Origin of the sequence: Rhodococcus sp. DMF-1, assembly GCF_021441945.1 — a bacterium.
Lineage (GTDB): Bacteria > Actinomycetota > Actinomycetes > Mycobacteriales > Mycobacteriaceae > Rhodococcus > Rhodococcus ruber.
This window is the reverse complement of record NZ_CP090442.1, coordinates 3,835,092-3,856,780: the sequence shown is the minus strand read 5'-3', so window position 1 is coordinate 3,856,780 and position 21,689 is coordinate 3,835,092. Positions and strand designations below refer to the sequence as shown.

General features: G+C 69.7%; 21 protein-coding genes. 11 read left to right on the top strand and 10 right to left on the bottom strand.

Features of this window, described 5'->3' with window-relative positions; all coding sequences use genetic code 11:
• Positions 1–21: 21 nt before the first annotated feature.
• From LZP97_RS17520 to LZP97_RS17510, 3 genes are all read right to left on the bottom strand, one after another.
• A complete protein-coding gene (locus tag LZP97_RS17520; RefSeq protein ID WP_010593691.1) occupies positions 22–1,179 on the bottom strand; it encodes an acyl-CoA dehydrogenase in 1,158 nt (385 codons plus the stop codon).
• A 158-nt stretch (positions 1,180–1,337) separates the two neighbouring features.
• Complete coding sequence (locus tag LZP97_RS17515) at positions 1,338–2,075, bottom strand: TetR family transcriptional regulator (protein WP_010593690.1); 738 nt, start codon at positions 2,073–2,075, stop codon at positions 1,338–1,340.
• 72 nt (positions 2,076–2,147) lie between these two features.
• Positions 2,148–3,791, bottom strand: coding sequence for an acyl--CoA ligase family protein (locus LZP97_RS17510; protein WP_010593689.1), 1,644 nt, complete (start codon positions 3,789–3,791; stop codon positions 2,148–2,150).
• A gap of 149 nt (positions 3,792–3,940) precedes the next feature.
• Between LZP97_RS17510 and LZP97_RS17505 the strand changes: the two genes are divergently transcribed.
• The 3 genes from LZP97_RS17505 (at position 3,941) to LZP97_RS17495 (ending at position 7,292) form a co-directional block, all read left to right on the top strand.
• Positions 3,941–4,837, top strand: a complete 897-nt coding sequence (locus tag LZP97_RS17505; protein WP_010593688.1) for a helix-turn-helix transcriptional regulator — start codon at positions 3,941–3,943, stop codon at positions 4,835–4,837.
• Between the two features lie 221 nt (positions 4,838–5,058).
• A complete protein-coding gene (locus tag LZP97_RS17500) occupies positions 5,059–5,751 on the top strand; it encodes an ATP-binding cassette domain-containing protein (protein WP_234574857.1) in 693 nt (230 codons plus the stop codon).
• Positions 5,748–7,292 (top strand): ABC transporter permease, encoded by a 1,545-nt coding sequence (locus LZP97_RS17495; protein WP_010593686.1) that lies wholly within the window; start codon positions 5,748–5,750, stop codon positions 7,290–7,292. Before LZP97_RS17500 ends, LZP97_RS17495 begins: the two co-directional genes overlap by 4 nt.
• A 13-nt stretch (positions 7,293–7,305) precedes the next feature.
• Here the strand turns inward: LZP97_RS17495 and LZP97_RS17490 are convergent, their stop codons facing one another.
• The 3 genes from LZP97_RS17490 to LZP97_RS17480 are packed head-to-tail and all read right to left on the bottom strand — an operon-like array spanning position 7,306 to position 9,544.
• Positions 7,306–7,635 (bottom strand): cupin domain-containing protein, encoded by a 330-nt coding sequence (locus LZP97_RS17490; protein WP_010593685.1) that lies wholly within the window; start codon positions 7,633–7,635, stop codon positions 7,306–7,308.
• Positions 7,632–8,846, bottom strand: coding sequence for a sensor histidine kinase (locus LZP97_RS17485; protein WP_010593684.1), 1,215 nt, complete (start codon positions 8,844–8,846; stop codon positions 7,632–7,634). Before LZP97_RS17485 ends, LZP97_RS17490 begins: the two co-directional genes overlap by 4 nt.
• Entirely contained in the window at positions 8,843–9,544 is a 702-nt protein-coding gene (locus LZP97_RS17480; protein WP_026137774.1) for a response regulator transcription factor, read from the bottom strand. The genes LZP97_RS17485 and LZP97_RS17480 overlap by 4 nt, the downstream gene beginning before the upstream one ends.
• Before the next feature lie 205 nt (positions 9,545–9,749).
• On the opposite strand from LZP97_RS17480, the gene LZP97_RS17475 reads away from it, so the two are divergent.
• The 7 genes from LZP97_RS17475 to LZP97_RS17445 all read left to right on the top strand — a co-directional run bounded on the left by LZP97_RS17475 (position 9,750) and on the right by LZP97_RS17445 (position 16,521).
• Entirely contained in the window at positions 9,750–9,980 is a 231-nt protein-coding gene (locus LZP97_RS17475; protein ID WP_010593682.1) for an SHOCT domain-containing protein, read from the top strand.
• A gap of 57 nt (positions 9,981–10,037) precedes the next feature.
• Positions 10,038–11,567 (top strand): multicopper oxidase family protein, encoded by a 1,530-nt coding sequence (locus LZP97_RS17470; RefSeq protein ID WP_010593681.1) that lies wholly within the window; start codon positions 10,038–10,040, stop codon positions 11,565–11,567.
• A gap of 30 nt (positions 11,568–11,597) precedes the next feature.
• The gene (locus tag LZP97_RS17465; protein ID WP_010593680.1) at positions 11,598–12,047 is read left to right on the top strand and encodes a hypothetical protein; all 450 of its coding nucleotides are present in this window, start codon (positions 11,598–11,600) and stop codon (positions 12,045–12,047) included.
• A 171-nt stretch (positions 12,048–12,218) separates the two neighbouring features.
• A complete protein-coding gene (locus LZP97_RS17460; protein WP_010593679.1) occupies positions 12,219–12,425 on the top strand; it encodes a YgaP family membrane protein in 207 nt (68 codons plus the stop codon).
• Positions 12,422–12,673, top strand: coding sequence for a hypothetical protein (locus tag LZP97_RS17455; protein WP_010593678.1), 252 nt, complete (start codon positions 12,422–12,424; stop codon positions 12,671–12,673). The genes LZP97_RS17460 and LZP97_RS17455 overlap by 4 nt, the downstream gene beginning before the upstream one ends.
• Before the next feature lie 99 nt (positions 12,674–12,772).
• A complete protein-coding gene (locus tag LZP97_RS17450) occupies positions 12,773–13,891 on the top strand; it encodes a YVTN family beta-propeller repeat protein (protein ID WP_010593677.1) in 1,119 nt (372 codons plus the stop codon).
• 191 nt (positions 13,892–14,082) lie between these two features.
• A complete protein-coding gene (locus LZP97_RS17445; RefSeq protein WP_010593676.1) occupies positions 14,083–16,521 on the top strand; it encodes a heavy metal translocating P-type ATPase in 2,439 nt (812 codons plus the stop codon).
• A gap of 278 nt (positions 16,522–16,799) precedes the next feature.
• Here LZP97_RS17445 and LZP97_RS17440 read toward each other — a convergent pair whose 3' ends face one another.
• Positions 16,800–17,066 (bottom strand): SHOCT domain-containing protein, encoded by a 267-nt coding sequence (locus tag LZP97_RS17440; RefSeq protein WP_010593674.1) that lies wholly within the window; start codon positions 17,064–17,066, stop codon positions 16,800–16,802.
• 444 nt (positions 17,067–17,510) lie between these two features.
• On the opposite strand from LZP97_RS17440, the gene LZP97_RS17435 reads away from it, so the two are divergent.
• A complete protein-coding gene (locus LZP97_RS17435) occupies positions 17,511–18,224 on the top strand; it encodes a DUF305 domain-containing protein (RefSeq protein ID WP_017680803.1) in 714 nt (237 codons plus the stop codon).
• Between the two features lie 102 nt (positions 18,225–18,326).
• Here LZP97_RS17435 and LZP97_RS17430 read toward each other — a convergent pair whose 3' ends face one another.
• The 3 genes from LZP97_RS17430 to LZP97_RS17420 are packed head-to-tail and all read right to left on the bottom strand — an operon-like array spanning position 18,327 to position 21,607.
• Positions 18,327–19,157, bottom strand: a complete 831-nt coding sequence (locus tag LZP97_RS17430) for a F510_1955 family glycosylhydrolase (RefSeq protein ID WP_010593672.1) — start codon at positions 19,155–19,157, stop codon at positions 18,327–18,329.
• 48 nt (positions 19,158–19,205) lie between these two features.
• Positions 19,206–20,483: an MFS transporter gene (locus tag LZP97_RS17425; protein WP_228287229.1), complete on the bottom strand. Its 1,278-nt coding sequence runs from the start codon at positions 20,481–20,483 to the stop codon at positions 19,206–19,208.
• An 8-nt stretch (positions 20,484–20,491) separates the two neighbouring features.
• Positions 20,492–21,607 carry a PLP-dependent cysteine synthase family protein gene (locus tag LZP97_RS17420; RefSeq protein ID WP_026137770.1) on the bottom strand — a complete coding sequence of 372 codons (1,116 nt, stop codon included), beginning with the start codon at positions 21,605–21,607 and terminating at the stop codon, positions 20,492–20,494.
• Between the last annotated feature and the right edge of the window lie 82 nt (positions 21,608–21,689).

Genomic DNA, 21,689 nt, shown 5'->3' with positions numbered 1-21,689 from the left:
GGTGAACTTACTGCCGCGGGGTCAGCGCAGCAGCGCGCGGGACATGACGACCCGCTGGATCTGGTTGGTGCCCTCGTAGATCTGGGTGATCTTGGCGTCGCGCATCATGCGCTCGACCGGGAAGTCGGTGGTGTATCCGGCGCCGCCGAACAACTGCACGGCGTCGGTGGTGACCTCCATCGCGACGTCGGACGCGAAGCACTTGGCGGCGGAGGAGATGAAGCCGAGGTTCGGCTCGCCGCGCTCGGCGCGTGCCGCCGAGGTGTACACCATCAGGCGTGCGGCCTCGACCTTCATGGCCATGTCGGCGAGCATGAACTGCACGCCCTGGAAGTCGGAGATCGGCTTGCCGAACTGCTTGCGGTCCTTGGTGTAGGCGATCGCGGCGTCGAGCGCGCCCTGGGCCAGGCCCACGGCCTGCGCACCGATGGTGGGCCGGGTGTGGTCCAGCGTGGCGAGGGCGGTCTTGAAGCCGGTGCCGGGCTCGCCGATGATGCGGTCGCCGGGGATGCGGCAGTTCTCGAAGTACAGCTCGGCGGTCGGGGAGCCCTTGATGCCGAGCTTCTTCTCCTTGGGACCGACCACGAAGCCCTCGTCGTCCTTGTGGACCATGAAGGCGGAGATGCCGTTGGCGCCCTTGTCGGGGTCGGTCACGGCCATGACGGTGTACCAGCTGGACTTGCCGCCGTTGGTGATCCAGCACTTCGAGCCGTTGAGGATCCAGTCGTCGCCGTCGGCCTTGGCACGGGTACGCATGCCCGCGGCGTCGGAGCCGGCCTCCCGCTCGGACAGCGCGTACGACGCCATCTCGCCCTTGACCAGGTCGGGCAGGACCTTCTGCTTGAGCTCCTCGGAGCCGGACAGGATCAGGCCCATGGTGCCGAGCTTGTTCACGGCCGGGATCAGCGAGGACGAACCGCAGACGCGCGCGACCTCCTCGATGACGATGCAGGTGGCGACGGAGTCGGCGCCGTCGCCGCCGTACTCCGTGGGGACGTGGATCGCGTTCAGGCCGGACTTGTTGAGGGCGTCGAGCGCCTCCTGCGGGAAGCGGGAGTTCTCGTCGACGTCCTTGGCGAAGGGCGCGATCTCCTTCTCGGCCAGCGCGCGGATCGCGGCGCGAAGCTCGTCGTGCTCCTCGTTCAGCTTGAACAGACCGAACTCCGGGTTGAAGGCCATGACGGCGGACTCCTATCGGCACGCAGTGCCAGTATCTGAGTTGGTGTCGCCTTCACCCTAGCGGACGTAGGGCGCGCGACGTCATGAAATTGCATCAAGTGAAGCACGGCACTCAGTGCCAAGTCAATGGCTGTGCTGGTCGGTTGTCCCCCGCGACGTCAGTCCGGTGTCCCCTCGAGCTGCGCCTGCACCCGACGGGCGACCTCCGCAGGCGGGGTACCCGGCGGATAGGTCACGACCGTGATCGCCCGCTCGCCGGTGGCGTGCGCGGCATCGGGGGCCCCGCCCTGTCCCGGTGCGACACCGAACGACCGTCGCACCTCGAGCAGCGCGCGGCGCAGTTCCTCCGCCGTCGCGGACTCGTCGCCGCGGATCATCGCGCGCAGCAGGAAGTTGTGCGTCGCGGTCATCGCGGCCGCGAAGCTGACGATCCGCACCCCCGACTCCGACGGCACGGCGGAACGCAGGTAGTCGGTGAACAGCCGCTCGTAGCGGTACGTCGTGACCAGCTCCCGCTCACGCAGCGCGGGCACCCGCTGCACCACCCGGTACCGCCACACCGCAAGCTCCCGCTTGTCCCGGAAGTGCCCGAACACCAGCTCCGCGGCCTCGGCGGTGGCCGCCCACGGATCCGCGAAATGCCCCGACAGGTACCGCGCGACCTGCTCGAGCAGCGACTCGTGATCGGCGAAGATCACGTCCTCCTTCGAGCGGAACTGCCGGAAGAAGGTCCGGCGCGAGACCCCCGCGGCCGACGCGATCTGCTCGACGGTGGTCGACTCGTAGCCGTACTCGGAGAACAGGCGGATCGCCTGCGTCACCACGTGCACCCGGAACTGGGCGGGATCGGGGCCGGTCGCGTCGATGCGGCGGGTGGAGTCGGGACCGAGTGCCATGGTTGTCAGTATCCAATCCGCCGCATCGAAGTCGAAACGGCCGCGCCGCCGATCCTTGCGCCGCGGCCGGCCTCAGGCCTGCGGCGAGTGCGCGGCCCGCAGCTCGAACTTGAGGATCTTGCCGGTCGGCGTGCGCGGCAGATCCAGCGGGAACACGATCTCCCGCGGCACCTTGTACCCGGCGAGCAACGTGCGGGTGTAGGAGATGAGTTCCTCGGCCGTGACGGTCTCGTCCTTCTTCAGGATCACGAACGCCTTGGGCCGCTCGCCCCACTTCTCGTCGGGCACGCCCACCACCGCGACGTCCAGCACGGCCGGGTGGCTCACGATGGCCTGCTCGACCTCCACGGTGGAGATGTTCTCGCCCCCGGAGATGATGATGTCCTTCGCGCGGTCCTTGAGCTGGATGTAGCCGTCCGGGTACATCACGCCCAGGTCGCCGGTGTGGAACCAGCCGCCCTCGAACGCCTTCGCCGTGGCTTCCGGATCCTTGAAGTAGCCCGCCATGACGTTGTTGCCGCGCAGCACGATCTCGCCCATCGTCTGCCCGTCGGCGGGCACGTCGTTCATGTTCGCGTCGACGACCCGCGCGTTCTCCGCCTGCAGCATGCCCACGCCCTGACGCGACAGCAGCGCCGCGCGTTCCTCGGCGGGCTTGTCGTCCCACGAGTCCTGGTACTCGCAGATCGTGTACGGCCCGTAGACCTCGGTCAGGCCGTACACGTGCACCACGGTCACGCCGATCTTCTCGAGCTGTGCGATCACCGTCGGCGACGGCGGCGCGCCCGCCGTGGTGATCCGCAGCGGCCGGTCCAACCGGTGGGCCTGCGGGGCTTCGGCGATGGTCGAGCACACCGCCGGAGCGCCGCACAGGTTGGTGACCCCGAGGTTGTCGATTGCGTCCCATATGGCGTCGGCCCGCACGGCGCGCAGGCAGATGTGCGTCCCGCCCGCCGCCGTCACCGCCCACGGCGTGCACCACCCGTTGCAGTGGAACATCGGCAGGGTCCACAGGTACTGCGTCTTCCCGTCGAACGCGTTGTGGAACGTCTCGCCGAAGGAATTGAGATACGCGCCGCGATGCGTGTACATCACGCCCTTCGGCTTGCCGGTGGTGCCCGACGTGTAGTTCAGGGTGATGACCTGTTCCTCGTCGTCGACGCCCCAGTGCAGCGGGGTGTCGTCGAGGCCGTCGGCGGCGGCGAGGAACTCGTCGTACCGGGCGGTGACGATCCCGGCCGGAACGTCCGGGTACGGAACCGTCGAATCCGGCACCTCCACGACCTCGGTCAGCGACGGCACGCTGTCCGCGACGCCCGCGACCGAGCCGACGAACTCCGAGTCGACGAACAGCAGCGACGCTTCGGCGTGACCGAGGATGTACTCGAGCTCGGGTCCGGCCAGCCGGGAGTTCAGCGCGATGAGCACGCCACCGGCGAGCGGCACCGCGAAGTGCGCGATGAGAAGTTCCGGCACGTTCGGCGCCAGGAACGCCACCCGGTCGCCGGGCTGGATGCGGCTGCGCAGAACCCGTGCGAAGCGCTGTGCCTCGTCGGCGAACTGCGCGTACGTGTAGCGGCGGTCGCCGTGGATGATCGCGGTGCGATCCGGGAACACGGACGACGATCGTTCGAGGAACCGCAGCGGGCTGAGCGGGGTGTGGTTCGCCGTTCGGGCGGCGGAGCTGGACGTGAGGGTGGACGACGGGGTGGACACGGATACCTCCGGAACTTCGGCACTCGGTCGGTGTACGCCATTGTGATCGCTGCAACACCGGAACGGGTGGAGGTTATGGGTCACGGGAGATCCCCCGCTACCCTCCGAAGTGGGTATTCGTGGTCTCGGAGGTGGTTCCGGTGAGTTCTGTGTCGGAGAAGCTCGGGACGTCGACTGCTGCGCCGACGCGGCCGGGCCGGCACGCGCAGCTGCGGCCGAGCGACGAGGACGCGCTGCGCGCCGAGCTGCGCCGGCTGCAGACCTCCACGGGGATGCCCGTGCTGTTCGGCGGCACCGTGCACGGCGGGGACATGCTCCTGTCCGGGTTCGTCGGCACGCGCAGCGGCATCCTCCGCGACCTGGTGATCAGCTCCGAGTGCGGGCTCGGCGGCAAGGTGGTCGCCGAGCAGCGGCCCGGCGCGGTGTCGGACTACTTCAACTCCCGCCAGATCTCCCACGAGTACGACCGTGAGGTCGCGGGTGAGGGCATCGAGTCGCTGCTCGCCGTGCCGGTGGTGGTGCGCCGCCGCACCCGCGCCGCCCTGTACGGCGGCCTGCGCACCAACCTGCCCATCGGCGACGTCGTCGTCGAGCAGGTGCTGCGGTCGGCCCGCACCCTCGCCCGCGAAATCGAGATCCGTGACGAGGTGGACCGGCGGGTCGCCCTCCTCGACAACGCCCGCGCCGCGGCCCCGCCGGTCGTGTCCGCGGCGGTGTCGGAGGGCATCACCGAGAGCTACCTGGCCCTGCGGGAGATCGCGGCACAGACGTCCGACCCGGCGATCGAAGCGCGCCTGCGGGAGGTCGAGGAGAAGCTGCGGACGCTGACCGGTGGGAACGCGGCACCGGCGGTGCGGCTGTCGGCGCGGGAGCGGGACGTGCTGGCGTACGTGGCGCTCGGGTGCCGCAACGCCGAGATCGCCGAGCGGCTGGCGCTGAGCGTGGAGACCGTCAAGAGCTACATGCGCAACCTGATGGGCAAGCTCGAGGTGGGCAGCCGGCACGAGGCCGTCGTCGAGGCCCGCCGGCAGGGCCTGCTGCCCTAGCGAAGCTTTGTCGCAGCCCACCTGCGTAGCGGACCGAGTCGGATTCCCGGCTCGGCGCCAGCCGGTAGCGGTGGGCAGCACCGGTATCGGATGAGCTTCTTCAACAGATCTTCACGGGATTTCGTGCCCGACTACAGAAGTGGACACCTACGGTGGGTGAACCCGCCGCAACCGCGGTCGGAGAAGGCGCCGGTGGCGCGCGCATGCCTCCGAGGTGAGAGATGTCTGCACCCGAAGCTGGTTCTGCGGAATCCGTAGGTGGATCGGGTGGTTCGACCCAGGCCCCGCTGCTGACGGCAGAGGGGGTCGAGAAGAGTTTCGGTCGTGGCTGGTGGCCGCGGCGGCACCGCACCGCGGTGCTGCGCGGGGCGGAACTGGAGTTGCACCCCGGCGAGGTGGTGGGGTTGGTGGGGGAGAACGGCTCGGGCAAATCGACGCTGATGAAGATTCTCGTCGGGGATCTGCGGGCCGATGCCGGCAGTGTGCGTCGTCCGCGGCGACTGGGCTATTGCCCGCAGCAGCCGGTGGTCTACGACCGGCTCACCTGCGACGAGCACTTCGAGTTGTTCGGACGGGCGTACCGGATGAGTCCGGAGGCCGCGCACCTCTCCCGCGGCCGCCTGTACACCGCGTTGGGGTTCGACCGCTACGCCGGTACCCGTGCCGACCGGTTGTCCGGCGGGACGCTGGCGAAACTGAACCTGGGGCTGGCGCTGCTGGCCGATCCGGAGGTGTTGTTGCTGGACGAGCCGTATGCCGGGTTCGACTGGGACACCTATCTGCGGTTCTGGGAGATCGTGGCGCAGCGTCAGCAGGCGGGTCGCTCGGTGCTGATCATCAGTCATTTCGTGGCGGACGAGCAACGGTTCGATCGCATCGTCGATCTGCGGGGGGGGCGGACGGTGCCGCGATGATCCTCACCCCCACCGCGCGGTCCGCGGTCGACGATGTCCGGGCGCTGAGCGGCCGGTTCCTGGCCGACTACGCCCGCAACCCGGTGAATCTGCTGGTGCTGGTGGTTGTGCCGGTGGTGTTCGTGATCGTTGCGGCCGGCGCGATGGCCGATGCGGCCCGGCTGCTCGGGGGTGCGAGCGGCCCGGCGGTGGAAACGGCGACGGCCGGGTGGGCGGCGGGTTTCCTGGCCGGGATCGCGATGTACTTCCAGATCAATGCCGCCCGCGCGGCGGACCGTCGACTGGTGTCGGCGGGCCTGACGGCACGGCGGCTGGTGCTGGCCCGGCTCGGTACCGGAGTGGTGTTGGCGGTGCTGGTCTCGGCGGTGGCGTTGCTGGCGCTGGCGGTGCGGGTCGGAATCGATGCTCCGGTGCGGGTGACGGTGGGCACGATGATGTTCGCGGTGATCTATCTGGCCATCGGGGCGATGGTCGGGGCACTGGTGCGCAACCCGGTCAACGGCACCGTGCTGATCCTGTTCGTTTGGATCGTCGACGTGTTCTTCGGGCCGGCGATCGGCTCGGCGCAGCGGGTGGCCACCCGCGGATTTCCCACCCACTTCGTGACGCTGTGGATGGTGGATGTGCCTTCCCGACACGGCGGGAAGGTCGGGGACCTGGGATGGGCACTGGTGTGGATGGCCGGGGCGCTGCTGCTCGGGGCGATGGTGGTCACCGCCACCGTCGGGGGATTGCACGGGCACCGCAAGCGCACCGGCCGGGGTGGGCGGGCGGACCGGTTCTCGGTCGGTCTGACCATGGGATTGCGGGACTGGCGCCGCAATCCGGTGCTGTGGGTGCTGCTGGTGGTGGTGCCGATCGTGTTCATCGCCTTGTCGAAGGCGATGACCGTCCCCGAGTTCGGAATGTTCTCCCTGGTCGAGGACGGACAGGCGGTGACGGAGGTGTTCTGGCTGCCGGACGTGCATGCCGGGACCATGACTCCGATCGCGATTGCGTCGCTGTCGGCGCTGGCCGGGTTGTTCGTGGTGCTCGATGCGCGCAGCGGTGATCGGCGACTGTCGCTGGCCGGCTTCGGCGCCGGGGTGCTGCTGGCGGTCCGGTTGACGGTGATCGCGGTGGCGGCGATGGTGGTGACCGCCTCGTCGTTGCTGGTCACCGCCGCGGTGTTCGATGCCCGTCAGTGGGGCCTGTACGCGGCCGGGAATCTACTGCTGGCATGGACCTACGGGCTGGTGGGCGTGTGCCTCGGGCCGCTGTTCGGGCGGGTCGGCGGCGTGTTCATCGCGTTCTTGGTGCCCTTCCTGGATCTGGGGATCGGGCAGAGTCCGATGCTTCGTCCGCAGCCGCCGCAGTGGGCGCAGCTGCTGCCCGGCTACGGCGCGACCCGGATGATCCTCGACGGCGGGCTGACCGACAGCTTCGACACCGCCGGCCCGCTGCTGGCCGCGTTGGGGTGGCTGGTCGGGCTCACCGCGGTGGCGGCCTGGTTGTTCCGCCGGGCCCCGGCAAGCACACCGCGGCCCGGCGCCGGGCTCTGAACCACCCGGCAGGTCAGTAGCTGGCAACGGTGAGCAGCGCGACCGTGTCGGCGACGGCGTCGATCCGGTGCCGGGTGCGGGGCAGGGCGATCAGGTCCCCGCCGCGCCCGTCCCAGCTCGCCTGGTCGGCGACGACCCGCAACCGCCCGCGCAGGATGTACACCGTTGCCTCACCGGGACCGACGTGCTCGGCCGTGGACTGCCCGGCCTGCAACACCATCAGAGTCTGCCGCAGCACATGGTCGTGCCCACCGTAAACGGTTTCGGCACTTCGACCGCTGGATGCGGTGGCGGCATGCGCGGCCAGGTGCCGGGCGAGCGCGTCGAGCGAGAGCTTCCTCATCGCCGCCCCCGTCCGCTGGTGCCGGCCTGCGCGGTACCGCGGGCAGGGATGGTGCGCGCGGTGCTGCGGGCACCTGCGGCGGCGGTGGCGGGCAGGCGCACGGTGAATCGGGCGCCGGTTCCGGGTCCGCCGCTGGAGGCGGTCAGCGTACCGCCGTGGGCCTCGACCAGGGCGCGGGCGATGGTCAACCCGATGCCGCTGCCCCCTTCTTGCCGGCGACGGGAGGGGTCGGCACGGTAGAACCGGTCGAACAGGTGTCTCAGGTGTTCGGGGGCGATGCCGTCGCCGGTGTCTGTAACGGTGATCTCGACGTCGCTGTCGACGGTGGTGGCGGCGAGGGTGACCGTGCCCCCGGTCGGCGTGTGCCGCAGGGCGTTGTCGAGCAGATTGCCCAGCACCTGCCCGATCCGATCCGGGTCGGCCGTGACCGCGTCGGGGTGCTCGACGTCTTCGACAAGCGCAACGCCCTTGGCGGCGTAGCGGTCGGCGGCGACGCGGACGGCGGCGTCGACGAGGGAGCGGGTGTCGGTGCGCGCGGGCGTGACGGACAGCCGGCCTTCTTCGGCACGGGAGACGGCGCCCATGTCCTCGGCAAGCCGTCCGAGCCGGGCAGTGCTCGACCGTAGGACCGCGAGGGTCTCGGCGTCGGGAACCCGGATGCCGTCTTCGAGGGCCTCGATGTGGGCATCGAGTGTGGCCAGCGGGGTGCGCATCTCGTGCGCGAGATCCGAGAGCATGCGCCGCCGGGTGGTTTCCACCGAGTCCAGCCGATCGGCGAGCTTGTTGAATGTTTCGGCGAGCTGGTCGAACTCGTGGCCGAGACCGGGGCCGGGCAGACGCACGTCGTAGTGGCCGCCGGCGATCTCGGTGGCCGAGGTGGCCACGCCGGTGACCGAGCGCTGCACCCTGCGGGTGAAATACCAGCTCACCGCCAGCGCCATCAGCGCCGAGACCACCAGCGCGATGGCCAACGAGATGATCATCGCCGAAGTGAACGCCTCCTCGACGTGCGCCGCCTCGGTCGAGACGTGCTCGATACCGGCCTGCTGGAGGTGATTGTGGAACAGTCCCGGGGCGACGGCGGCGGCCACCAGCCAGGCGCTGATTGCGCCGCCGACGACGACGATCGCTTGCGCGGCCAGTAGTCGGCTGCCGAAGCCTGCACTGCGACGCCCGGACCTCCGTCCTGCGGCCGCGGGTGGGGTCGTCATTGCCCGGCTCCCATGCGGTATCCGACCCCACGCACGGTGCGGACGAACACCCCGCGGGTGGCGTCGTCACCGAGCTTGCGACGCAGATGCCCGATGTGCACGTCGACCAGGTGTTCGTCACCGACCCAGCTCGGCCCCCACACCGCGGTGATGAGCTGCGCCCGGGTGAACACGACGTGGGGGTGCGCCGACAGCGCAGCGAGGATGTCGAATTCGGTGCGGGTCAATGCGATCGGGACGCCGTCGACCCACACCTCGCGTCCGGCGGCATCGAGGGTCAATGATCCGAAGGTACGGCGGCCGGTGTCGGCGCCGGACGACGCAGACGCAATGCTGTCGCCGGTCGAGGGCCGGGGGCGACGCAGCATTGCCTGGATGCGGGCGATGAGTTCGCGGGGGCTGAAGGGTTTGGTCATGTAGTCGTCGGCGCCGACCGAGAGCCCCACGAGGGTGTCGATCTCGTCGGCGCGGGCGGTGAGCATCACGACATAGGCATCGGAGAACGTGCGCAGCTGCCGGCACACCTCGATCCCGTCCAGACGCGGCAACCCCAGATCGAGCACCACGACATCCGGATCGACCTGGCGGGCACGCTCGACGGCAGCGAGCCCGTCGTGTACGAGCGTGATCTCGAAGCCGGCGCGTTCGAGGTAGGTGCCTACCACCGTGGCCAGCGCCATTTCGTCTTCGACGACCAGCGCCCGCAGACCGGTCGGGGGGCCCGGTGCGGTCGCGGCGGGTACAGGGACGAGCTGATCGGAACCGGAGGCCATGGTCCTATCGTGGCCGTCGCAGCAGGCTGGTGGCGACGTTCTTCAGCGAACCTTCATCGAACCCCCACCCCCGGCGTCGGGTAACGCACCCAGACTCGGATGCGAGACTTTCGAGAAGGGAGCAGCCGTGATGTGGGGTACGGGTGCGATGGGCTGGGCCGGCTGGATGGTCATGGGGCTGGTGATGATCGGTTTCTGGGCCCTGGTGGTCTTCGGCATCGCCGCAGTGTTCCGCACCGGTAAGCCACCGCGCCCGACATCGGGGGATCCACTGCGCGTCCTCGACGACCGGTTCGCCCGGGGCGAGATCGACGCCGAGGAGTACCGGGCCCGGCGTCGGGCCCTGCGTCCCCAACCGTGAGTGGCGCCGACCCCGTGTCGTGCGTTGTCGTCGCCAGTCGATCCAGGAGATCGTGTGATGCAGATGTCCCGCCGTTCGTTTCTGCTCGGTGCGTCCGCAGCCGCCGGGGCGATGGCCCTCGGTGGGCTGACCGGCTGCGCCCGCCCCGGTGTGGCGGGAGATCCGGTCGGGCCGAGTGCCGAGGTGGTGCGCCGGCTCGAGGCCCAGCGCCGTACCGCAGGGCAGACGGTGGTCGCCGCGCAGGTGACAGCGCGGCCGGTGCAGGTCGAACTCGGCGGTGCGGTGGTGTCGACCTGGGGATACGGTGACTCGTTGCCCGGTCCGCTGCTGCGAGCCGGAGCCGGAGATCTGCTGCGAGTGCAGGTCGACAATCGGCTCGACGTCGACACCAGCATCCACTTCCACGGCATCGCGATGAGCAACGACATGGACGGGGTCCCGGGACTCACGCAGCAGCCCATCACGGCCGGGGAGTCGTTCACGTACGAATTCACCGCCCCGCACCCAGGCACCTACTTCTACCACTCGCACAGCGGGCTGCAACTCGACCGCGGACTGTACGGAGTGGTGGTGATCGACGATCCGGCCGAGCCAGGCGGTTACGACGACGAATGGGTCGTCGTGCTCGACGACTGGGTCGACGGCACCGGTCGAACCCCCGAGGATGTCGCCCGCGAGCTCGGCATGCCGGCCCCCGGCCGGCCCGCCCCCCGCACGGGTGGGATGGGCTCGATGATGGACCACGGCGCGATGGGCGACATGGGCTCGATGATGGGTGCAGAGAGCATGCGCTCGGACCTGCTCGGCGGCGCCGGCGATGTGAACTACCCGTACTACCTGCTCAACGGCCGCACCCCTGTCGACCCGGTGACCTTGACCGCCGCGCCGGGACAGCGGGTGCGGATCCGGCTGGTCAATGCCGCCTCGGACACCGCCTTTCGCGTCGGGCTCGGCGGACATGCGATGACCGTCACCCACAGCGACGCCTTTCCTGTGACACCGGTCGACACCGACGCGGTGTTGCTCGGCATGGGCGAACGGTTGGATGTGCTGGTCACCCTCGCCGACGGGGTGTTCCCGCTCTTCGCCGACGCCGAAGGCAAACCCGGTCATGCGGTGGCCGTTGTGCGCACCGCCGCCGGGACAGCCACCACCGATACCCGGCCCGACGAGCTGGATCGACTGGTGCTGCTCGGTACCGACCTGTCCCCGGCCGAGCAGGTTCGCCTGCCCCGACGCTCCCACGACAACTACCTGAGCGTCGACATGGGCGGCACGATGATGCCGTACCGGTGGATGCTCAACGGCGCCACCTTCCCCGACGCCGCGCCGCTGACCGTCGCCGAGGGACAACGGGTGCGGATGCGGCTGCGGAACATGTCCGACATGTTCCATCCGATGCACCTGCACGGCCACACCTTCGCCCTGGTCGACGGCGGAGCCCGCAAGGACACCGTGACGGTGCGCCCGATGCAGACCGTGGAGATCGAGTTCGACGCCGACAACCCCGGCCAGTGGGCCCTGCACTGCCACAACGCCTACCACCAGGAAGCCGGGATGATGACGACCCTGTCCTACCGCGCCTGAAGAAGCGCCTGGAGACAACGGAGCCTGCGTATGACAACTCCTCCCGGTGACCGTCCCGGCACCGCCGAAGCCACGAGTATCCCCTCGGCGGCCCTGCCGTCACACAAGCGTCCGCTGGCCGCAGCCTGGAACGCCGTGTCCGCGACCCTCGGCGCGGTGATGGGGCTCGTGCCGCACGTGCTGCATCACGTGGGCCTGATCGCCGGCGCCGCGCTGGTCACCGGAGCCGGGGGCAACCTGTTGTTCTTCGCCCTCGGGGTGGTGCTCTCGATTCCGTTGCTGCGCCGACTGTATCGGCGGTTCGCCACCTGGAAGGCCCCAACGATCGCCCTGGTGGTGTTCGCGGTGATGTTCGCGTTGTCGGCGTTCGTGATCGGACCGGCCCTGACCGGCCGCTCGGATCCCGATCCGGCGCCGGGACCGAGTCCGGTGCCGACCTCCACCGTTCCGGCCGACCACGGCGAACACCACGGCGGTTGAGCAACTGGCACCGCAGGATCGGCCGGTACGGGTCCGGGCCACCTGCGATGCCCACCTCCGAATCTTCAACCGATCTTCACGGAACCGCCAGCCGAAACACGTACCGGGACCGGAAGAGTCATCGGTGGGCGTGGTACTTCCACCCGCACATCGCCGATCCGAGGAGGCGAGATGGTCGACGCGCCGGGAGTGAACATCACCGGAGTCGAACGCGTGGGGCGGATGTTCCTCGGCGGCGCCACCGGATGGACCGTCGTGCCGGCGGTGCTGCCGCCGGCGGCCGGGGTGGACCTGCCGGTCACCGCAGCGATCGGACACTGGCCGCTGTACCACGAGTTCAGCTGCGTGCCGACGTCGTCGAGGACGGAATCGCGATGAACGAGACGAACGCACACGACTGGCGTCCCAGGGAATCGGTGGCCTCCGACCCCCCGACGGAACCGGCGGGCACCGGGGGACGGATCCGTCACCGCTGGATGATGCTCGTCTGCTGCGTACCGATGTTGATCATTGCCGGGGTGCTGGTAGTGACCGGAAATGTGAGCGTCGGCGGGCTCGTGTTCGCGGTCGTCTGCGTGGCGATGATGGCGATGATGATGGCCTCAGCCGGCAGTCACCGCCATTGACCGTCCCCGAACTGCTGCCGGAGGTGCAAGGTGAACGTCATCGGTGAGCCGGTTGCGTCCCGACCGTCTCTTCGGTCCCGACGTCGGCGCCGGAGTGCGGTGACCGCCACGGTCTTTCTCACGGCGGTGGCGCTGGCAGGGTGTTCCGAGGAAAGCGGTCCCACCCCGGGTCCGGCCTCGACGGCGGCCACCTCCGGCCCGCCCGGGCCTGTGACCGGGTCGGTGTGGGTCGCCGACGAGGACGGCAACAGCCTCACGGTCCTGGACGCGGCCACCGACGAGGTGGTGACGACCGTGACCGGGGTGGACTCCCCGCACAATGTTCAGGTCGGGCGCGACGGTGCGACCGTGTACACCGTCAGCGGTGACGACCGGGTGATCGAGATCGATCCCGCCACCTATGCGGTGCGCGCCGTCGCGCCCACCGGTGCAGCGCCGGCACACGTGATCGACGCACCCAACGGCAAGGTGTACGTCACCGATGCGGGGAACGGCACGGTCTCGGTGTTCGCGACCCCCGGACTGCAGCCGGCAGGGCGAATCGAGCTCGGCGGGATGCCGCACGGTCTGCGGCCCGCGGCCGGCGGCTCGGTGATCGTGGTCGCCGACACCGCAGCCGGCGTGGTGCACGTGATCGACCCGGCCGCCGATCGGGCCATCGGGGCGGTACCCGTCGGCGCCGCCCCGGCTCAGGTCGCGGTCACCGGCGACGGACGGTTCGCCTACGCCGGGACCACCGAGCCGGCCGCGGTGGTCAAGGTGGATCTCGCTGCCCGCCTGGTCGTGGGTGCCGCTCCGGTGCCGGCCGCGCCCGTGCAGCTGTACCTGTCCCCGGACGAGAAGACCGTGGTCTCCGCAGACCAGGGCACCCGGCAGCAGCCCGGGAGCACCCTCTCGGTGATCGATACAGCCGAGATGACGATCCGCGGGGCGGTCGGCACCGGCGCCGGTCCGCACGGGGTGGTGATCGATCCCTCGGGTACGCGGGCGTGGGTGACGAACACTTACGACGACACGGTGTCCGTGGTCGATCTGCCCAGCCTGTCCGTGGTGGCGACCGTGCCGGTGGGCGAGCGGCCCAACGGGGTCAGTTTCTCTCCCCGCTCGCCTGCGGTGGCCGGCAGCCGCACCCAGTTACCGCTTCCCACGTCGACCACCCCCGGTCACGGCACCGACGAGGGGGCCGAGCGAGAGCATTCGGACGAACACGGACCCTGACCCGAGACCCGGAGTTCTTCAACGAATCTTCATCCAACCGCCAGAAGATGCCACGGCGGGGCCGAGCAGACTCGGACACGGTCGGCGACGAGCGTGTATCGGTGCCGACCATCGGTAGCGGTATCGGAGCATCGCACCGCGCAGAGGGCGGGCATTGCGTGCCCGGCCATGAGAGGGAGGGACCGGATCGTATGAACCGAACCACCGTTCTGGAAGTAGGCGGCCTGCACTGGGCGACGTCGACGTCGGCCATCGAATCCACCTTGCTGCGCCGACCGGGGGTGTCCGCGGTGGAGGCGAATGCGGTGAATCAGACCGCCACTGTCACCTACGACTCCGACCGCACGTCGGTGGTGGAGCTGTCGGGGTGGGTGCGGGACTGCGGCTATCACTGCGCCGGACGGTCGGTGCCCGAGCACGTGTGCGACCCGATGAGCGAACCGGCTCCCGGCCCCGGCGCACCCGCACATCCCCCGCACCCGGCGGCGCACAGCCACGTCGAACAACAGGGACCTGCCGGGAAGGAGCACCGCCCCCACGCCGAGCACGGCACCCGCTCCGCCCAGGAGATGATGGGTCACGGCGGGCATGCGGGGATGTCGATGGATGCGATGGTTCGGGACATGCGCAACCGGTTCCTGGTGGCGCTGGCGCTGTCGATTCCGATCATGTTGTGGTCGCCGATGGGCCGCGACATGTTCGGTTTCACGACGCCGGCGCCTTTCGGGTTGCGCGACGACGTGTTCGCCCTGGTGCTGAGCCTGCCGGTGATCTTCTATTCGTCCTGGATCTTCTTCGACGGCGCCTACCGGGCTCTGAAGGCCCGGACCCTGGACATGATGGTGCTCGTCGCCGTCGCCATCGGCGCCGGCTGGCTCTACAGCGTGGGCGTGACCCTGACCGGCGGCGGCGAGGTGTTCTACGAGGCCGCTTCCGTGCTGGCGAGTTTCGTGTTGCTCGGGCACTGGTTCGAGATGCGTGCTCGCGGCGGCGCCAACGATGCCATCCGCACCCTGCTCGAACTCGCGCCCCCGAAGGCGGTGGTGCTGCGCGGCGGTGAGCCGGTGGAGGTCCCCACCGCCGAGGTCGTGGTCGGGGATCTGCTGCTGATCCGGCCGGGGGCGAAGATCCCGGTCGACGGTGTCGTCGTCGAGGGCAGCTCCGAGGTCGACGAGTCGATGGTCACCGGTGAGTCCCTGCCGGTGACCAAGGCCGAAGGCGCGGAGGTGATCGGTGCGTCGATCAACACCACCGGCACCCTGCGGGTCCGGGCGACCAAGGTCGGCTCCGACACGGCCCTCGCCCAGATCGTCGCCCTGGTGCAGGAGGCGCAGAACTCGAAGGCGCCCGGTCAGCGCCTGGCCGATCGGGCCGCGTTCTGGCTGGTCTTGGTCGCCCTGATCGGCGGGGTGAGCACCTTCCTGGTGTGGTGGCTCGTCGACGGTGACGTGCAGAGGGCGCTGCTGTTCGCGATCACCGTCGTGGTGATCACCTGCCCCGACGCGCTGGGGCTGGCCACCCCGACGGCGATCATGGTCGGCACCGGCCTGGGCGCCAAGCGCGGCGTGCTGTTCAAGAACGCCACCGCCCTCGAGACCTCGGCGCGGATCGACACGGTCGTGATGGACAAGACCGGCACCTTGACCAAGGGCGAGCCGGAGGTCACCGACGTCGTGGCCGACGGGCTGCCGGAGGACGAGATGCTGGCCTTGGTGACCGCGGTCGAACGCGAATCGGAGCATCCCCTGGCGGGGGCGATCGTGCGCTACGCGACCGCCCGTGACATTCCAGAGGTGTCGTTGGGGCACTTCCGCAACGTGCCCGGTCACGGCGCGGTCGCCGAGGTGGCGGGCCGGCGGGTGGCCGTGGGCAACCGCAAGCTGATGGTGGCCGAGAACGTCGACTTCGGCGCGTTGACGGACCGGCGCGACCAGCTGGCCTCGACCGGGCGTACCGCGGTGCTCGTGGCGGTCGACGGCCGCGGCGTCGGGGTGGTCGCCCTGGCCGACGCCGCCCGGGAGACCTCGGCCGAGGCGGTGGCGTCGCTGCACGATCTCGGCATCGAGGTGGTCATGCTCTCCGGCGACAACGAGGCCACGGCCCGGCGTATCGCCGGGCAGTTGGGCATCGACACCGTCATCGCCGAGGTGCTGCCCGGTGACAAGGCCGACAAGATCGCCGAACTGCAACGCGGCGGGAAGAAGGTCGCGATGGTCGGCGACGGTGTCAACGATGCCCCGGCCCTTGCGCAGGCGGATCTGGGCATTGCCATCGGTGCCGGCACCGATGTCGCGATCGAAACCGCCGACCTGGTGCTGATGCGTTCGGACCCGCTGGATGTGCCGATCGCGCTGCGCATCGGCCGCGGCACCTTGCGCAAGATGCGGCAGAATCTCGGTTGGGCGATCGGTTACAACACCATTGCGCTGCCGATCGCCGCCGGCGTGTTCGAACCCGCCTTCGGACTGGTGCTCCGCCCGGAGATCGCGGCGCTGTCGATGTCCGGCTCGAGTCTGATCGTCGCGGTCAACGCGCTGATGCTCAAGCGGCTGCAACTGCCGTCCCCACCGCAGGAGCAGCCGGCCCCGCGCCCGGCGCCGGAGCCGATTCCCACCAGTCCGCGCCGCTGATCCTTTTCGGGCCGCTGATCCTTTTCGGGGTGCCGGTGCATCAGTGGGCACCGACGAGAAGTCGGGTGGGCCGGCGTGGCGGTAGAATCGGTGGTGTGGTCCTCGTATACGAGATCGCGCTCGTGCTGGTGGCCGTGCTGATCGTCTGGTTCTCGGTCTATGTGCTGTACCGCCTGGTCACCGACGACTCCACCGGTCGCCACTACCGTCGCTGACACCGCCGCTTCCGGTCCCTGCGCAGCGGACGTGGGCGGAGCGATCGAATCCGATTGCAGGGGTCACGCTTTCGGGTCCGGACGATGGGTGTGCAAGGCGTCGAGACGGCGCCGGTATTCGTCCTCGTCGATCTCGCCCCGGGCGAAGCGCATGGCTACGACCTCTTCCGGCGTCGGGGCATAGCCCGACGGGGGCGGTGTCGACCGGGGAGCCGCGGCGCGCACCAGCATCACGATTCCGACGATCACCAGGGCCCAGAACGCCACCATCCCGACTGTCATGAGCACATAACCCCAACCGCTCATGCCGTCGCCGTACCAGAACATCATCGTCAACCACCCTTCCTCGGTCGGTGCCCGTGCACCGACTGTCCGGCCCCCGCACAGGGCCCACAGTGCCGGTCCCGTGCTCAGCGGCGCGATCCCGGTTCTGCGCTGTCCACGGTGCCCGGCCCGGGTGCGTTCTTCTCCGTCGTTTTCGTGAAGATCTGCTCAAGAACTCCGGTGACGGCCGCTCGGACGCCCGGGTGGAGTTCTTCAGGAAATCTTCACAGAATGGTCCGGGCTGCCACCGGGTGCAGCTGCCAGGCTCGGATCCGAACAAGGTGCACCGGCTCACCGGCCGGTCTGCAGCGCCGGCGCCCGCAGTGGTCCGCGTCCCGACGAGGGGCCCGTAACGGGACCGGGTTTGCCGCCTCCCCTGTGAGGGGATGCTTGCGATATCGCCACCGCGGGGCCTGCCGGTGCGCGTACACAACGGAAAGGAATGTGCTTGTGAGGAAGAAGTCCCTGGCCACCGGCGCGGTGGCAGTTGCCGCGGCGCTCACCCTGGCCGCCTGCAGCGACTCCGGCAACGATCAGGCCTCGCAGGCGAGCCCGTCGGCGACGGCGACCGCGAGTGCCTCCGCCGAGGCTGCCGCCGACCACAACCAAGCCGACGTGACCTTCGCCCAACAGATGATTCCGCACCACAGCCAAGCCATCGAGATGAGCGATGTCATCCTGGCCAAGGAGGGCATCGACCCACGGGTCACCGAACTCGCCCAGCAGATCAAGGCCGCCCAGGGTCCGGAGATCGAACAGCTGCAGAGCTGGCTCGCCGACTGGGGGCAGCCCACCATGCCCATGGGCACGACCAGCATGCCGATGACCACACCGAACATGCCCATGTCGTCACCCGGCATGGAGATGCCCGGTCACGACATGCCCATGCAGTCCACCCCCATGCCCGGCGGCGGACAGATGGGCGGCGGCATGAGCGGAATGATGTCGGCCGAAGACATGGCCGCGCTGCAGAACGCGGAAGGCGTCGACGCCTCCCGCCTGTTCCTGACCCAGATGATCGAACATCACCGCGGCGCGATCGAAATGGCGCAGACCGAGATCGATACCGGGCAGAATCCCGAGGCGGTGGCCATGGCCCGCACCATCGCCGAGACCCAGCAGCAGGAGATCGCGACGATGGAGAACATCCTGTCCTCGTTGTGATCACGAGAGAGTCGGTGAGCTCGCGGGACCGACACGGCAAGGCCCGGCACACACGTGTGCCGGGCCTTACCGGTTTGCTGGGCCGCAGCGCGGCCGGTCGCGTCAGGTCAGGGTGTACAAGGCCTCGGCGGTAGCGGCGTAGGCGGTGTCGAACCCTGTGGCGGTCAGCGCCTCCACCGCCCCGACGAAGACCCGCTGCTCCCAGGCGGCTCCGTCCCGGCTGCGCCAGGCGTAGCCGTCGGTGTCGATGCCCCACAGTCCGTCGCCGGTGCCGGTGAGCAGCACGAGGGCGGGTGTGTCCTCGACCGGGGTGAAGGTGTGTGCCAGGTCGGTGCTGCGCTCGAGCCCGGCCGGCGTGATCGCCCACACCGTGGCCGGGGTCAGCGCCAGGGCCGCAGCCGCCACGGGAGCACCGGCGCTCCAGGTGGTGCCGGCGTCGGTGGATACCCGGATCCCGCGGGTGCCGTCGAAACCGACCACCACCGTGCCGTCCGTGGCCAGAGCATGAAAGTCCACCTCTCCGACCAGGGACCGATCGGTCCAGGTGCGCCCGCCGTCGTCGCTACGGCGCAGTCCCAGCGGGTTCGGACCGGGGTTCGACGGCCCCGGGTGGCCCGAGGCGACCAGGACGTCGCTGCCGGGCACCCCGGCCAGCCCCATCAAGTCGTCGTCGGAGGTGCCGACCTCGGTGGTGGTGCCGGACGGCGCGAGAGCGACCAGTCCGCTGTGGGTGCCGGCCAGGATAGTGCCGGCGGAATCGACGGTCAGCCCGTGCACGTGATCGAGCGTCGGGGACAACGCAACGTGCGGTGCGACGACAGCGCCGGGAGGTGCGGTCGCCGCGCTCCGGGTGTCGGGGGACGAGCACCCTGCCACGAGCAAGGCGGCTGCGGCAATTGCCGACACGGCGCCCGGCAGGCGGGACACAGACATACGGGGATTCCTCTCTTCGGGCCGGACGAAAGGGTGCCGGCGGGGGCATCATGCCGAGGCCGAGACCTGCTCGTCGGTCGGCGTCGGGGGTGGCGCGGTGAGCCGGCCGGTGCGGTGGAGCAGAAACAGCGCTGCCGCGCACCCGATCCCGATCGCGGTGAGCAGCACCCAGATCAGCCATTCCAGGCCGGCGTCGGCGGCCCACCCGAACACCGCCCCGGTGCCGAGGTTGCCCAGCAGGATGCCGACCCCGACGACGGTGTTGTAGAACCCGTAGTGGGTGGCCACAAGCCGGTTCCCGGAGAGTGCGACGACGGTGTCCATCTCGAACGGGAACACCGCCGCCGTACCGACGGAGAGGATCACCGCCGACAGCACCAACGCCCCCGCGGCCATCGCCCAGCCGGTCCCAGTGGGGGAAGAGAACACCGCTACGGGTACGAACGCGGTCGCCATGACCACCATCCCGACGGCCAGGCTGCGTCCGGGTCCCCACCGGTTGCCGCACCAAGAAGTGATACGTAGCTGCCCGGCGATCGCCACCAGCCCGGAGACCGCGAACAGCGAGGTCACGAGCACCGTGGCCGATACCTGGTCCGGGGCGACGACCTCGGCCTGCAGCGGCAGGGCCAGATACACCTGGAACGAGAGAACGTACGAGCCGATCATCGCCGCCGCGAACAGCACGAACGACCTGTTGGTCACCACCGTGCGCCAGTCGTCGAGTATCGAGGGGCGGGGTCCGGCAGGGGTAGTGGCCTCGACGGTCTGCGCCGGCAGCGCTCGGATCTGCGTCAGCGTCAGCGCCGCGAATACCGCCGCTGCCACCAGCGCGGTGATCCGGAAGTCCACCGCGGTCAACGCCAGACCGACCAGCGGACCGAGCAGGATCCCGGCCTGGTAGAAGACGTTGAACACCGCGAAGGCCTCGACGCGGCGGGGCCCGGCGTCTGCGGCCAGGTATGCCCGCACCGCGGGGTTGAACAACGCGCCGGCGAATCCGGTGGCTGCTGCGGCCACCAGCACCGCCGGCAGCGAGTCGACGGCGGCGAGCAGCACGAACCCTGCGGTCCGTAGCAGGCAACCGGCGACGATGAGCGGCTTGTAACCCAGCCGGTCGGCCAGGGTGCCGCCCACCAGGAACATGCCCTGCTGGGAGAAGTTGCGCACCCCCAGCACCAACCCGACGGCCCAGGCTGCCAATCCGAGCGGTCCGGCCAGGTAGCTCGCCAGGTACGGCATGAGCATGTAGAAGCCGACGTTGATGGAGAACTGGTTGACCATCAGCACCTGGCTGGGGCGGTCGAAACTGCGGAATCGGGTGATCAGCGCCTTCACGACCGCAACTCCGCGGGGTCGACGACGGTGGCGCACCGCGTCCACGAGCGTACGACGCGGTCGGTGGGATGGTCGATGGTCATCGGTTCGGTCGGCGCCGGTCCGTCCAGCAGGCCGTGCTCGGCGCAGAAGTCGTCGTTGTAGACGGTGTCGAAGTACCGCTGGGGGCCGTCGGGGAAGATCGCGGCGATCCGAAGGTCGGGGGCGTGGGTGCGGGCGAGCCAGCCGGCGGCCAGGGCGACCGCCCCCACACTCCAGCCCCCGCTGGCGTGGTGAGTGGCGGCCAGGGTGCGGCACGACCACACCGCTTCCCGCGGAGCGACCCAGTGCACCTCGTCGAACGCGCCGTAGTCGATATTGCCCGGATGGATGCTCGAGCCCAACCCGCGCATCAGGCGGGAGGTGACCGGCTGGCCGAACAGGGCCGAGCCGACGGTGTCGACGCCCACCAGTTTCAACTGGGGGCAGAACTGGCGCAGCACCCGGGCGATGCCGGCCGAATGCCCACCGGTACCGACCGAGCAGACGAGTATGTCCACGCGACCGAGCTGGCCGAGCAGTTCCAGGGCCAGTGACTGGTAGGCCTCGACGTTGTCGGGGTTGTTGTACTGATCCGGGCACCAGGAGCCGGGGTGGGCCTCGAGCAGCTGACGCACCCGGTCCCGCCGGGCTTGTTGCCATCCGCCGGTCGGGTGCGGTTCGGTGACGAGCTCCACGTCGGCACCATAGGCGGCGAGCATGCGACGGATGATCGGTTCGAGACCGGGGTCGGTGACCACGGTCACCGGGTGACCGTGGACGATGCCGGCCAGCGCCAGGCCGAGTCCGAGAGTGCCGCTGCTCGACTCGATGATGCGGGCCCCGGGGGCCAGCTCGCCCCGGCTGCGGGCGCGTTCGACCATGTGCAGGGCGGGGCGGTCCTTCATGCCGCCCGGGTTGTTCCCTTCGAGCTTGGCCCAGAACCCGGCGCCGGCATCGGCGAAGGGTTCACCGATCCACAGCACCGGCGTGTTGCCGACCATGGTGGTCGGCTCCGGGCAGCACGGGGCAGAGGTCAACAGCCGAGCCGACGATTGCGGCGGAGTGGAAACGGGGAAGACAGCACTGTTCATGACGAGTCATCTCTGTGGTGGCGCGCAATGAGCGCACGATGCGATGGGCAGCACGAGACGGGCCGACAGGGGGTCCCTGCGG

Coding starts and splice junctions, on each gene's coding strand:
- LZP97_RS17520 (WP_010593691.1), bottom strand. CDS start 1,179: ATGGCCTTCAACCCGGAGTTCGGTCTGTTCAAGCTGAACGAGGAGCAC.
- LZP97_RS17515 (WP_010593690.1), bottom strand. CDS start 2,075: ATGGCACTCGGTCCCGACTCCACCCGCCGCATCGACGCGACCGGCCCC.
- LZP97_RS17500 (WP_234574857.1), top strand. CDS start 5,059: ATGTCTGCACCCGAAGCTGGTTCTGCGGAATCCGTAGGTGGATCGGGT.
- LZP97_RS17495 (WP_010593686.1), top strand. CDS start 5,748: ATGATCCTCACCCCCACCGCGCGGTCCGCGGTCGACGATGTCCGGGCG.
- LZP97_RS17490 (WP_010593685.1), bottom strand. CDS start 7,635: ATGAGGAAGCTCTCGCTCGACGCGCTCGCCCGGCACCTGGCCGCGCAT.
- LZP97_RS17485 (WP_010593684.1), bottom strand. CDS start 8,846: ATGACGACCCCACCCGCGGCCGCAGGACGGAGGTCCGGGCGTCGCAGT.
- LZP97_RS17475 (WP_010593682.1), top strand. CDS start 9,750: ATGTGGGGTACGGGTGCGATGGGCTGGGCCGGCTGGATGGTCATGGGG.
- LZP97_RS17470 (WP_010593681.1), top strand. CDS start 10,038: ATGCAGATGTCCCGCCGTTCGTTTCTGCTCGGTGCGTCCGCAGCCGCC.
- LZP97_RS17465 (WP_010593680.1), top strand. CDS start 11,598: ATGACAACTCCTCCCGGTGACCGTCCCGGCACCGCCGAAGCCACGAGT.
- LZP97_RS17460 (WP_010593679.1), top strand. CDS start 12,219: ATGGTCGACGCGCCGGGAGTGAACATCACCGGAGTCGAACGCGTGGGG.
- LZP97_RS17455 (WP_010593678.1), top strand. CDS start 12,422: ATGAACGAGACGAACGCACACGACTGGCGTCCCAGGGAATCGGTGGCC.
- LZP97_RS17445 (WP_010593676.1), top strand. CDS start 14,083: ATGAACCGAACCACCGTTCTGGAAGTAGGCGGCCTGCACTGGGCGACG.
- LZP97_RS17440 (WP_010593674.1), bottom strand. CDS start 17,066: ATGATGTTCTGGTACGGCGACGGCATGAGCGGTTGGGGTTATGTGCTC.
- LZP97_RS17430 (WP_010593672.1), bottom strand. CDS start 19,157: ATGTCTGTGTCCCGCCTGCCGGGCGCCGTGTCGGCAATTGCCGCAGCC.
- LZP97_RS17420 (WP_026137770.1), bottom strand. CDS start 21,607: ATGAACAGTGCTGTCTTCCCCGTTTCCACTCCGCCGCAATCGTCGGCT.